The 12,133-nt window shown below is 61.0% G+C and carries 9 protein-coding genes and 1 riboswitch; of the genes, 7 read left to right on the top strand and 2 right to left on the bottom strand.

What is annotated here, in order from left to right:
* Positions 1-136: 136 nt before the first annotated feature.
* The 6 genes from ACTG2G_RS08385 to cbl all read left to right on the top strand — a co-directional run bounded on the left by ACTG2G_RS08385 (position 137) and on the right by cbl (position 5,929).
* The gene (locus ACTG2G_RS08385; protein ID WP_421386855.1) at positions 137-1,138 is read left to right on the top strand and encodes a sulfate ABC transporter substrate-binding protein; all 1,002 of its coding nucleotides are present in this window, start codon (positions 137-139) and stop codon (positions 1,136-1,138) included.
* A gap of 56 nt (positions 1,139-1,194) precedes the next feature.
* Positions 1,195-1,770: an RBBP9/YdeN family alpha/beta hydrolase gene (locus ACTG2G_RS08380; protein ID WP_421386857.1), complete on the top strand. Its 576-nt coding sequence runs from the start codon at positions 1,195-1,197 to the stop codon at positions 1,768-1,770.
* 271 nt (positions 1,771-2,041) lie between these two features.
* The gene (cysT, locus tag ACTG2G_RS08375) at positions 2,042-2,881 is read left to right on the top strand and encodes a sulfate ABC transporter permease subunit CysT (RefSeq protein WP_040067348.1); all 840 of its coding nucleotides are present in this window, start codon (positions 2,042-2,044) and stop codon (positions 2,879-2,881) included.
* Positions 2,878-3,768, top strand: coding sequence for a sulfate ABC transporter permease subunit CysW (gene cysW / locus ACTG2G_RS08370; protein WP_201986186.1), 891 nt, complete (start codon positions 2,878-2,880; stop codon positions 3,766-3,768). The genes cysT and cysW overlap by 4 nt, the downstream gene beginning before the upstream one ends.
* A gap of 22 nt (positions 3,769-3,790) precedes the next feature.
* Positions 3,791-4,858 (top strand): sulfate/molybdate ABC transporter ATP-binding protein, encoded by a 1,068-nt coding sequence (locus ACTG2G_RS08365; RefSeq protein WP_421386859.1) that lies wholly within the window; start codon positions 3,791-3,793, stop codon positions 4,856-4,858.
* Between the two features lie 123 nt (positions 4,859-4,981).
* Positions 4,982-5,929 (top strand): HTH-type transcriptional regulator Cbl, encoded by a 948-nt coding sequence (cbl, locus tag ACTG2G_RS08360; protein ID WP_421386860.1) that lies wholly within the window; start codon positions 4,982-4,984, stop codon positions 5,927-5,929.
* Positions 5,930-5,988: 59 nt separating this feature from the next.
* Here the strand turns inward: cbl and gbpA are convergent, their stop codons facing one another.
* Entirely contained in the window at positions 5,989-7,410 is a 1,422-nt protein-coding gene (gene gbpA / locus ACTG2G_RS08355) for an N-acetylglucosamine-binding protein GbpA (protein ID WP_421386861.1), read from the bottom strand.
* 65 nt (positions 7,411-7,475) lie between these two features.
* Positions 7,476-7,561: riboswitch (cyclic di-GMP riboswitch) on the bottom strand.
* 265 nt (positions 7,562-7,826) lie between these two features.
* Positions 7,827-9,509, bottom strand: a complete 1,683-nt coding sequence (locus tag ACTG2G_RS08350; protein WP_194495249.1) for a methyl-accepting chemotaxis protein — start codon at positions 9,507-9,509, stop codon at positions 7,827-7,829.
* A 276-nt stretch (positions 9,510-9,785) separates the two neighbouring features.
* Here ACTG2G_RS08350 and ACTG2G_RS08345 point away from each other — a divergent pair, with 276 nt between their 5' ends.
* Positions 9,786-11,630, top strand: coding sequence for a M3 family metallopeptidase (locus ACTG2G_RS08345; RefSeq protein WP_421386862.1), 1,845 nt, complete (start codon positions 9,786-9,788; stop codon positions 11,628-11,630).
* Positions 11,631-12,133 lie beyond the last annotated feature (503 nt).

Here is a 12,133-nt window from a genome sequence, read left to right as displayed (position 1 = left end):
AGTCTGCGTCCAGCTTCCGGTGCGGGTGGCTGAGTTGATATGAGCAAAAGAGATAAGCAAAGAGTTATTTCTTTCTTCTGGGCATAACAACTCCACGGCATGCTGTTCTCAACCCAACAAGATATGGAGAATCACCATGAAACTGCGAATGACCGCCCTGACCCTGCTCTCTCTGCTGGCATTTGGTCAGGCCAATGCCGCCGAGATCCGCCTGCTCAACGTCTCTTACGATCCGACCCGCGAGCTGTTTCAGGAGTACAACGCCGCCTTTGCCAAGGAGTGGAAGGCCAAAACCGGCGACGACGTGGTGGTGAGCCAGTCTCACGGTGGTTCCGGCAAACAGGCCCGCGCCGTGGTGGATGGACTGGAGGCCGACGTGGTATCGCTGGCGCTGGCCTACGACGTCGATGCCGTGGCCAAGCAGGGGCTGATTGCCGCCGACTGGCAGAGCCGGCTGGCCAACAATGCGGCGCCCTACACCTCCACCATCGTGTTCCTGGTACGCAAGGGCAATCCCAAGCAGATCAAGGATTGGGATGATCTGGTGCGCAAGGATGTCGCCATCGTGACTCCCAACCCCAAGACCTCCGGCGGGGCACGCTGGAACTATCTGGCCGCCTGGGGCTATGCCCTGAAGAAGAGCGGCAGTGAAGAGGGGGCCAAGCAGTTTGTTGGCGATCTATTCAAGAACGTGAAGGTGCTGGACTCAGGCGCTCGCGGTGCCACCACCAGCTTTACCGAGCGTGGCCTTGGCGATGTGCTGCTGGCGTGGGAGAACGAAGCCCTGCTGGTGCTTGGTCAGGCGGGTGCCAGCGACAAGTTCGAGCTGGTGGTGCCTGCGGTCTCCATTCTGGCGGAGCCGCCGGTCGCGGTGGTGGACAAGGTGGCCAAGAAGCACGGTACCGAAGCGGTGGCCAAGGCCTATCTCGATTATCTCTACTCTGACGAGGGGCAGCATATCGTCGCCAAACATCACTATCGCCCCAGCAACCCGGCGATCCTGAAGGAGACGGCAGCCCAGTTCCCGCAGCTTGCCTTCTTTACCGTCAAGGATCTGGAAGGGGATTGGGAGAAAGCCCAGAAGAAACACTTCGCCCAGGGTGGTCTGTTTGACCAGATCTATCAGCCGGGTCGTTGATAGCTTCGTTATCCATCACTGAACTGGCCCCTGTGCCAGCCGATAGGAGCACCAAGATGAACAAGATCCTCCTGGTTCCCGGTCTGCACAACAGTGGGCCGGATCACTGGCAGAGCCGCTGGCACGATCATTTTCCCCAATGGCAGCGGATGACCGGGCTGCCGTGGGACAAGCCGGACCTCAGGGTCTGGAGTGCCAAGCTGGCGAGCAAGTTGAAACGTCGCCGCAGCCGGGTCCATCTGGTGGCCCACTCTTTCGGCGCCCTGACCGCCATCGCGGCGGTCCGCTTGCAGCCGGAGAAGGTGGCCTCGATCTTTCTGGTGGCGCCCGCCGATCCCGCCCGTTTTGGCATTGCGGATGAGGCCTTGGCCGGGCCGCTGCAGGTGTCGGCCCAGCTGGTGGCCAGCCGCAATGATCCCTGGATGAGCTTTGAACGGGCCGAATACTGGAGCCGTCAGTGGCAGGTGCCGCTGTTCGATGCCGGTGAGGCGGGCCATATCAATGCCCAGTCAGGTCATGGGGACTGGCATCAGGGGCTGCATTTGCTGGGGGCACTCTACCGCCGTGGTGAGCTGGTAGTGGCACCGGTCAAGACCGCATCGCCCCGGCCGGTCGTACTGGGCTTTCGCTAGGTATCTGTGAAGTGGTTGGAGGGTTGGCGAGCGCGCTGTTCGCTGGCTACTCCATGCCCCCGTTCTTTGAATGCTCCGCTCCGTATTGCTCCATTTCTTAGGTCTTTTATTTATATAAAAGACCTTTTTTTATTTGGATCGCTCTAAAAGCCTTGTCCCACCGTTGTTAGATAAAAAAGTAATTAGCAAAGTCGCAAATGGTGTTTGTTGCCGATGAGGGGAGTGAGCAGAATCACCATATCGAAAATTCTTCATAACAGATGGATGTGTTATGCGATTTGGTTCTTATTCTGTCCTGCCCGGTTTTGGCCCCACCTTGGGGTTCAGCCTGCTCTATCTGGGCCTGCTGGTGCTGTTGCCGCTCTCGGCCCTGGTGCTGTTTGCGATCAACAACCTGACCGCCGCCGAGTTCTGGCAGGTGATAGGTTCACCCCGGGTGCTCGCCTCCTTTCGCCTGAGCTTCGGTGCGGCCTTTGTCGCGGCGCTGCTCAACAGCCTGTTTGGCCTGATCCTGGCCTGGATCCTGGTGCGCTACACCTTCCCCGGTCGTCGACTGGTGGATGCGTTGATCGACCTGCCATTTGCCATGCCGACCGCTGTATCCGGCATCGCCCTGTGCGCCATCTTCGCCCCCAACGGCTGGATCGGCCAGTTGCTGGCGCCGCTCGGCATTCAGCTCGCCTACAACCCTATCGGGGTGGTCATCGCACTCACCTTTATCGGATTGCCGTTTGTGGTGCGAACCCTGCAGCCGGTGCTGCGGGAGGCTGAAACCGAGCAAGAGGAGGCGGCCGCCAGCCTCGGCGCCGATCGCTGGCAGACCTTTCTGCGGGTGCTCTGGCCGACCCTGGTGCCTGCCCTGCTCACCGGTTTTGCGCTGGCGTTTGCCCGTGGGGTGGGGGAGTACGGCTCCGTCATCTTCATCGCCGGCAACCTGCCGATGGTCTCGGAAATCGCGCCGCTGATGATCATGAGCCACCTGGAAGAGTATGACTACGCAGGTGCCTCCGCCATCGCAGTGGTGATGCTGCTGATTTCGTTCATTTTGTTACTGCTAATCAACAAGTTGCAGGCCTGGAGCTGGTCTCGCATCGGAGGGAGCCGGATATGAGTTCATCTGCTATCGCCATTGAGGCGGCCTCTGTGGAGGTTGCTCCCGTGCGCAAGGCTCCGACCGTGATCCGCGAGCCCCAGTGGGTCAAATGGCTGCTCATCACGGTGGGTCTCGGCTGGTTTGCCGCCCTGTTGCTGCTGCCGTTGGCCACCGTCTTTATTCAGGCGTTAACGCCGGGGCTGGCTTTTTTCTGGCACGCCATCAGCGAGCCGGATGCCCTGAGCGCCCTCGGTCTGACAGCACTGGTGACGCTCTGCGCCGTTCCCCTCAATCTGCTGTTCGGGATCGCGGCAGCCTGGGCCATCGCCCGTTTCCGCTTTCCCGGTCGGCAACTGCTCATCACCATCATCGATCTGCCCTTTTCGGTGTCGCCGGTGATCGCCGGTCTGATGCTGGTGTTGATGTTCGGTAGCCGCGGCTGGTTTGGTGACTGGCTGAGCGAGCACGACATCAAGATCATTTTCGCCACCCCGGGGATCATCCTGGCTACCACCTTCATCACCGTGCCCTTCGTGGTGCGCGAGCTGCTGCCCCAGATGGAGGCGCGCGGCCCGGAAGAGGAAGAGGCGGCCATCATGCTGGGGGCGAGCGGTCTGCAGATGTTCTGGCGCGTCACTCTGCCCGGCATTCGCTGGAGCCTGATGTACGGCCTGCTGCTCTGTACCGCCCGTGCGGTCGGGGAGTTTGGCGCCGTGTCGGTAGTTTCCGGTCATATTCGCGGCCAGACCAATACCCTGCCGCTGCATATCGAGATCCTCTACAACGAGTACCAGACCGGCGCCGCCTTTGCAGTGGCAAGCCTCTTGGCTCTGTTCGGGATCTTCACCCTGCTGGGTGAAACCCTGTTGGCCCGGCTGCGTGCCCAGCCCACCAAATCTCACTGATCACCGTTTTAAAGAGGCAGCCATGAGCATTCAGGTTCAACAACTCAACAAGCATTTCAATCAGTACGCGGCGCTGGCAGACATCAACCTCGACTTTCACGACGGTGAGCTGGTGGCGCTGCTCGGCCCCTCCGGTTGCGGCAAGACCACGTTGCTGCGGATCATCGCCGGGCTGGAGCAGGCCGACAGTGGCAGCGTCATCATCCGCGGTGAGGACGCCTCGGATCTCCATGTGCGCGAGCGCAACGTCGGCTTCGTGTTCCAGCACTATGCCCTGTTTCGCCACATGACGGTGTTCGAGAACGTGGCGTTTGGCCTGCGGGTTAAACCGCGCAGCGAGCGCCCGGCCGAGGCGGCCATTCGCGCCCGGGTCAAGGAGCTGCTGGATCTGGTGCAACTCAGCCATGTGTCCGAGCGCTATCCGACCCAGCTTTCCGGCGGTCAGCGTCAGCGGGTTGCGTTGGCCCGCGCGCTGGCGGTGCAGCCCAAGGTGTTGCTCTTGGACGAGCCCTTCGGCGCCCTTGATGCTCAGGTGCGCAAGGAGCTGCGCCGCTGGCTGCGCGAGCTGCACGACGAGCTGCATGTCACCAGCCTGTTCGTCACCCACGATCAGGAGGAGGCGCTGGAGGTGGCGGATCGGGTGGTGCTGATGAACGCCGGACGGGTCGAGCAGATCGGCACCCCGGCCGAGGTCTACGACCAGCCCGCCAGCTCCTTCGTCCACAGCTTCCTCGGCAGCGTGAACCAGTTCCGCGGTCGGGTGGCGGAGCAGGGATTCGGCATCGGCGAGCAGCTGCTCGGCGGGCCGTCGGCTTCTCATCTGGCCCACGGCAGTGCCGCCATCGCATATGTTCGTCCCCATGAACTGGAGATTCTGCCAGCCGATGCGCCGGGCGGGATCCGTGCCACCATCACCCGTCTGCTGCCCATGGGGCCACGCATTCGGGTGGAGCTGCGTGGCGATGGCGAAACCAAAGGGGCCCACTACGAGGCGGAGCTGAGCAAGGAGGCGGCCAAACTGTTTGCCCCGGGTCAGGGGGTGAAGCTGGTGGCCAGACAGGCGCAGTTCTATCCCGACTATCAGATTTGATGCTGTGTTGCGGGCGGTGTGGCTGCCCGGCTCAGGCGCTCTGCCGGGGCATGATCAGGCCAAATAACAAAAATGAGAGGGGCGAGTAGCTTGTGTCGCCCACTCTTCGCAGGAGGCGACAAGGTGAATTTTCAGCAGTTACGAATTATCCGGGAGGCAGCGCGGCGGGATTACAACCTGACCGAGGTGGCCAACGCCCTTTTTACCTCGCAATCCGGGGTGAGTCGCCATATCCGCGAGCTGGAAGAGGAGCTCGGTATCGAGCTCTTTATCCGCTACGGCAAGCGGCTGCTCGGTATGACCGAGCCTGGCAAGGAGCTGCTGGTGATTGCCGAGCGCATTCTCAATGACGCCAACAACATCCGCAAACTGGCCAGCACCTTTGCCAACCGCGACTCGGGCCGCTTGCTGGTGGCGACCACCCATACCCAGGCCCGCTATGCCCTTCCGCGGGTGGTGAAGGCGTTTCGCGAGCAGTTTCCGCTGGTGCAGCTGGAGCTGCGTCAGGGCAGCCCGGAGGAGATAGTGCGGCTGGTGCAGACCGGCGAGGTGGATATCGGCATTAGCAGCGAGCAGCTCGACAAAAGCGAAGGGGTGGTGGCATTCCCCTACTACCGCTGGCACCACAATATCGTGGTGCCCGAGCAACATCCGCTTACTGGCGAGCGGGATCTGACGCTGGCGGCGCTGGCCAACTGGCCCATCGTCACCTATCAAGCCGGGTTGACCGGGCGGGTGCGGGTGGATGAAGCCTTTGCTGCGGCTGGCATCGAGCCGCAGATCCTGCTGACGGCGCAGGACTCCGATGTCATCAAGACTTATGTCGAGCTGGAGATGGGGGTCGGCATACTGGCCGACATGGCGTTCGACACCCAGCGCGATCAGGGGCTGGTGCAGCTTGATGGCAGCCATCTGTTTGCCCCCCACACCGCCTGGATTGGCCTCAAGCAGGGGCAGTTCCAGCACAACTTTGCCTGGCAGTTTATCCAGCTCTGCAACCCCGAGCTGGCGCTGGCGGATATTCAGGCCCGCGCCATGGGCAGCGAGCCTGTCATCGACTTCCAGATTTGAATCGGAAGAGAAGAGCAGAAGGGGAGCCAATGGCTCCCCTTTTGCTATCCGGTGGCGAGTTACTTCACTTCATCCCACGCCATCTGCCAGTGGGAGCCGATGCCCGGCTCGTACTGGGTGGCTGTGGTGGTCCACTGCTGGCAGTAGCCACTGTAGGGGAAGGGCTTGCACTGATACACCTTGCCATTTTTCGGCTGCTGCACCTTGGTGCCGGCGGCATAGGATTTGAGCGAGTTCGGGAAGACGAAGTCGTATTCGCCGCTGCTCTGCTCCTTGAACATCAGGTCCATGGTCTGCTGGATGGTCTCGCCGCCAGCTTTCGGGGTGGCCTTGATCACCAGCTGGTGGTGACCTGCCTTGAGCCCTTCCAGCGCCATAGTGAAGGTGTGGCTGCTGTCCTTGATGTCGGCACTGCTTTCACCCTTGGCGACGCCGCCGTGGTCATAGAGGGTGTTGGTGACGGCCAGATCGCCCTGTGCGGTGACGGTGAAATCGAGGGTTGCCTTGCCGTTGTCCAGCACATAGTCGTTGGCCAGACCGCTGACGCTGATGCTGTCCACTACCGGCGGCTGCAGCTGTTGCAGGTCAATCTCGACTCGCTCCAGCTTGCTGTTTCGCTTCAGATAGACGGGGTTCATACCGTAGATCGGATTGAACTGGCCATCGGCTCCTTGCTGACCGGCGCGGATCAGGCTCTGCTCGGCGTTGATCTTGCTGGCGAGGGCATGAGCCCAGTTGTTCTTCTGGCCCTGCTCGGCGGTGGTGATGGTCAGCACGGTCTGCAGATCGGGGCGCTCGCCGTTGGCATCGAATACCCGGGTCATCGCCTTGTCGCCTGCCGCGAGGTCGATGGAGGGGTAGATGGTGCCGGCCTGACTCCACTCCAGCGGCGGCTGGCTGCCATCTTTGAACTTGGCATCGATGATGTTGTAGAAGCTGTTGCTGGTGTCGCCCACTTCCCACACGCCGAGGATCACCTGATAACCGGTGCGCTCCGGCAGGACACAGTTGTGGGTCACCTGCTTGGGCGGCTGCACCATGTTGCCGTCGATGACGCAGAAGGGGGTCAGGTCGAACGAGTTGCGGGTGAGCGGCTGGTTGGGGTTCCAGTCCTGCTTGGTGAGGTAGTAGCGCCAGTTGCGGGTGACGTGGTTGGCAGTGAAGGTCCAGCTGATGGCGAAGGGGCCGGGCTGTACTTCACGCTTGGTCCAGCGGTCGCTGGTCTGGATGTTCAGCTCGCTCCAGCGCGGGCTGCCCGCCGAGGCGATTTGGCCATCCTGCGGGCCGGTTTGCGGGAAGCCTGATGGGCCCTCCACGCTCTGGGGCTCCCACTGCACGCCGCCACACTGGCTGTTGCCACCGGTTTTGCACAGGTAGTTGCGGCTCTCGGGCTGGCTGATGTAGCCGTGGGCCAGGGCGCTGCCGCTGGCCAGCAGGGCCAGCATCGCCGCGATGTGATTGAGTTGGATTTTTGCTGCCATACATTCCTCTGTTCGATAGATGTGGGCAGTCAGTTGGCCGGGGAGATCCCCGATGCACACTTGCGTGTGGCAACCCCGCTATCCTGGACAAAACGTCTGTAGACCGGAGGCTTTGCGTCCCGACCTTTCGGTCAGTTTGCCAAATGACTAGATGGTTAGTGATGGGCCAAATGTTCGGCCATCAGCATTGTGCACTGCATTGATTAATTATTTGAAGTTAAATGTTTAAATGCGCCATTCAATGGCGCGAAAATCATTCTAACTGGCTGTTTTTAAATTGTTCTCTTATCTGTGAATGGCACCGATTAACGTTGAATATGTCGATAAGATGCATGTTGATTGCGTGTTGCTGACGTAAAAAAAACCTGCCAGCTTGGCTGGCAGGTTGGGTGACAAGGCGACACGGATTGACGCCATCAATGACGGGTGCGCTGCTCTCCGGAGGGGGGAGATACGGGAGCCATCATTGGCGCTGCAGCGGACTCCTTGCCCAGTTTGAACACCGCAAGTCGCTCATCCAGACTGCGGGAGAGACCGGCCAGCAACTCGCTCTCCTGCGCCAGTTGCGAGGCGGACTGGGACATCTCCAGCGCCGAGTCGTTGATGCCGCTGACATTGCGGTTCATATCCTCGGCCACCATGCTCTGCTGCTCGGCGGCGGTCGCGATCTGGGTCGCCATGTCGCTCACATGCTGGATGTGGTTGACGATCAGGGTGAGATCCTGCCCCGCCTGCTGGGACTGGTTGACGCTGCTCTCTGCCAGTTTGCGGCTGGTATCCATGGCGTTGGCGGCGGTGACGGCCCGTTGCTGCAGCTGGGCAATGGTGCTCTGGATCTCTTCGGTGGATTGGCGAGTGCGACTGGCCAGCTGGCGCACCTCGTCGGCCACCACGGCAAAGCCGCGGCCCTGCTCACCGGCGCGGGCTGCTTCGATGGCGGCGTTGAGGGCCAGCAGGTTGGTCTGCTCCGAAATGGCGCTGATGACGGCGGTCACTTCGCTGATCTGCATCACTCCCTCTTTAAGCTGGTTGACCTGCTGGGTGGCCTGCTCCACCTCGGTGGCCAGCGCCTTGATGCCGTGCACGCTGGCGTGAACGTCGCGGTTGCCGAGTCCTGCTTCACCGGTCGCTTCCTGGGTATCCCGCGCGGTATTTTCGGCGTGCCCGGCCACATCGGAGATGGTGGCGCTCATCTCGTTCATGGCGGTAGCGAGCTGGGCCAGCTGATCCCGCTGGCTGGTGACCGCCTGATTGGTCTGCTCGGCAGAGGCGGCGATGCGCAGGGCGGCATCCGCCACGTTGCGAGCCCCCTGGCTGGCCTCCAGCAGGGCGTGACGGATGGCATCGAGACTCTGGTTGGTGCAGCGGGCGACCACTCCCAACTCATCCTTGCCCTGTACCGGGATGCTTACCACCAGATCCCCCTTGGCGACCCGTTGCATGGCGTGGTTGATCTGGCTGAGGGGGGAGACGATGGAGTGGGTGATGCGCCAGCCCAGCAGCCCCATCAGCAGGATCACGATGGCGGTGGCGGTACCCATCTTCATGTACTGGGCCCAGATGGTCTGCTGAATATCCTGCAGCAGCATGCCGGAACCGAGGATCCAGCCCCAAGGCTGATAGCCGGAGACCATGGAGAGCTTGTCGGCGGTCTCACCGGACGGGCCGACCCACACATATTGCAGAGTGCCCTGTTTGCCCCCTTTGGCGATATCCACCATCTGATACCAGAACTGCCCGGCGGTGGCGGCACCTCCTTCACCCATCTTCTGGCCGACAAGTTCGGGACGGATGGGGTGAACCACCATGGTGCGGTTCTCGTCGATGACGAACAGGTAGTTGTTGCCATCAAAGCGGGTGTTGGTCAGCAGCTTGCGCGCTTCCTGCTGGGCCTGCTCTGCTGGCAGGGTGCTGGCCAGAAACTGGATCTGGCTCATGGCCTGCTCCAGTACCGCATTGAGCCGCGCCTCTCGCTCGCTCATCAGATTGCGCTGGAGCGCGTTTGCCGAGATAAGCAGCAGCGAGACAAAACCGACAAACGCCAGTGCGAGCAGCAAAATCAATTTGCGGCTCACGGTAATATCACCGAGCTTGAACATGACTAAACCCTCATTTCCCTGTTGATTTTATGTGGCTCTGTACCGCGGCAGCCAGTTCGTAAGAGTTAACAACTCATTTACTTTCAGTCTCTTGCCGAGCTTTCTCAAATGAGCGTTTTAACATCAGTATAGTCAGCAGACAGCAACCCCCACTTTTTGGTAGCGTGTTGATGCGCATCCCAGCGCAATTTTTGCCAAAGAGTGTGAATGGTTTGGCATTTCTTCAAAAAAAGGAGTGGGCCCCGCTGCGGGTGACCCCATAACAAGAGGGAATTTATGAGTTCCATTGCCAGGAATTACTTCAACCAGCTCAACGCCGACTACCTGCAGGTGCACAGGCGCAAGGAGGATCTCTTCTGGTCCACCTATATGGGCACCAGCGATGATCAGGCCGGTTTCACCACGGCCGAGCAGGCCTACAAGGCCTTTTGTGCTAATCCGGCCCGTCTGCCCGAATTGCGGGAGATGTTGGTGCAGGCCGACGAGGATGACCTCAAGCGCGGTCTGCAAGGCTGGATCGCCTTCTTCGAGTGCAATGTGATTGAAGATCCCGCCGCTGCCGCCCTGATAGATGAGCTGGTAGCTGCCGAGGCGGAGCTGTTCGCCCGCCGCAAGGGGTTGAAACTGACCCTGCTGGATGAGCAGGGTCAGCAGGTCGCAGGCAGCCTGCCCGCCGCCAGCACCTCCCTTGCCGCCAGCCCGAACGAGGCGGTGCGCCAGAGCGCGCTCGCCATGTTCCACACCTTGGAGCAGTGGGTGGTCGGCAACGGTTTTCTCGAGGTGGTGGCGATCCGCAACCGCTTTGCCCGCGCCATGGGCTATCGCGACTACTTCGACTACAAGGTGCGCAAGAATGAGCAGATGAGCCCGGAGCAGCTGTTCGCCATCCTCGACGACTTTATTGCCCGCACCGACGCTCGGTTGCAGCAGAGCCTGGCCGAGCTGAAGGCCGCCAAGGGCGAGGCGGCCCTGCTGCCTCACAACCTGCGTTACAGCGTGAGCGGCGACGTGACCCGTCAGCTCGATCCTTACGTGCCCTTCTCGCGGGCGCTGCGAGATTGGGTCGAGAGCTTCCGCCGGCTCGGCATCCAGTATCGCGGGGCGACCCTGACCCTGGATTTGCTGACACGGGAGGGGAAGTATGAGAACGGCTTCTGCCACGGCCCGGTTCCGAGCTTCTTCCAGCAAGGGGATTGGGTGCCTGCGGTGGTCAATTTCACCAGCCTGGCCGATCCGGCGCAGGTGGGCAGCGGCTGGAGTGGCCTCAACACCCTGTTCCACGAGGGGGGGCACGCCGCGCATTTTGCCAATGTCACCGGCAACGCCCCCTGCTTCTCCCAGGAGTTCCCGCCAACTTCCATGGCTTATGCCGAGACCCAGTCGATGTTCTGCGACAGCCTGCTGGACGATGCCGACTGGCTCAAACGTTACGCTAGAAATGCGGCAGGAGAGGCGCTCCCCGATGCGCTTATCAAGGCGATGATCGCCGCACGCCAGCCGTTTCGTGCCTTCAACGAACGCCAGATCGCGCTGGTGGCCTACTTCGAGCGGGATCTCTACGCCATGGATGAGGCCGAGCGCACTCCCGATGCAGTACTGGCGCTGGCCCGCCAGTGGGAGCGCAAGATCCTCGGGGTGGAGAGCCCGCGCCCGCTGCTGGCCATTCCGCACCTCCTTAATCAGGAGTCGGCCTGCGCCTATCACGGCTACCTGCTGGCGCTGATGGCGGTGGAGCAGACCCGCGCCTTTTTCCTCAAACGTGATGGCTACCTCACCGACAACCCGCGCATCGGGCCGGATCTGGCCGCCCACTACTGGGGGCCTGGCAACGGCATGAGTCACGATGAGACCCTGCGCAGCTTGACCGGCGAGGGATTCAGCGCGGTGCCGCTGGCCGAGGCGTGCAACCTGAGCGCCGCCGAGGCGTGGCAACAGGCTCAGGCCTGCATGGCTGCCGCCCAGCAGCGCCCCGCGGTTGGCGAGGGAAGCCCGCTCGACGCCCATATCCGCGTGGTACACGGCGCCGAGCTTATCGCCGACAACAGCGAGTCGGAAACCCGCATGCTGGCCGACTTCGAAGAGTGGATCCTGAGCCACAGCGCACGAGCCTCAGTTGCGTAAGCTGGAATGCTCCCGGTTCTTGAGCCGGGGGCACTCTTGGCGTGGCTCTGATGTATGCTCGCGGTGATGGCTGGTACAGCTGTAGATGTGTTGACGACACAGACTGTCGCATGATGGTTTTGGTATGCAGATTTCAGATTAAATATGTATTCATATGAACAAGTCTCTACAGAGCAGGCCATAAGCTCATAGAACCTTATCGCTTCATATCTTTGTTTATTTTGTTAATAGTGTTTTTTGTACTCACCTTTGTGCATAAAGATTGATCTATTCATATGTTTGAGAAGCATTCTCATCTTGCTGGATTGACTAAATTGTCCACAGCTGCAAAATCGCCCACCTTGCCACTCCCGATGTGAATCGGGTTCGGAAAGCCTCAGATCTCCGCCCGGAGATGGCTGGGCCGCACATAGGAAGGGTGTGGCCGCTGCCCGCCTTTCACCCTCGAAATCAGCACACAAGTCAGGAAGCCCTCTTGCTCATCAGGCAGGAGCGGACGGGTG

The organism is Aeromonas sp. 55A (assembly GCF_051919665.1).
GTDB lineage: Bacteria > Pseudomonadota > Gammaproteobacteria > Enterobacterales > Aeromonadaceae > Aeromonas > Aeromonas veronii.
This window is presented reverse-complemented; position numbering and strand designations above follow the sequence as displayed.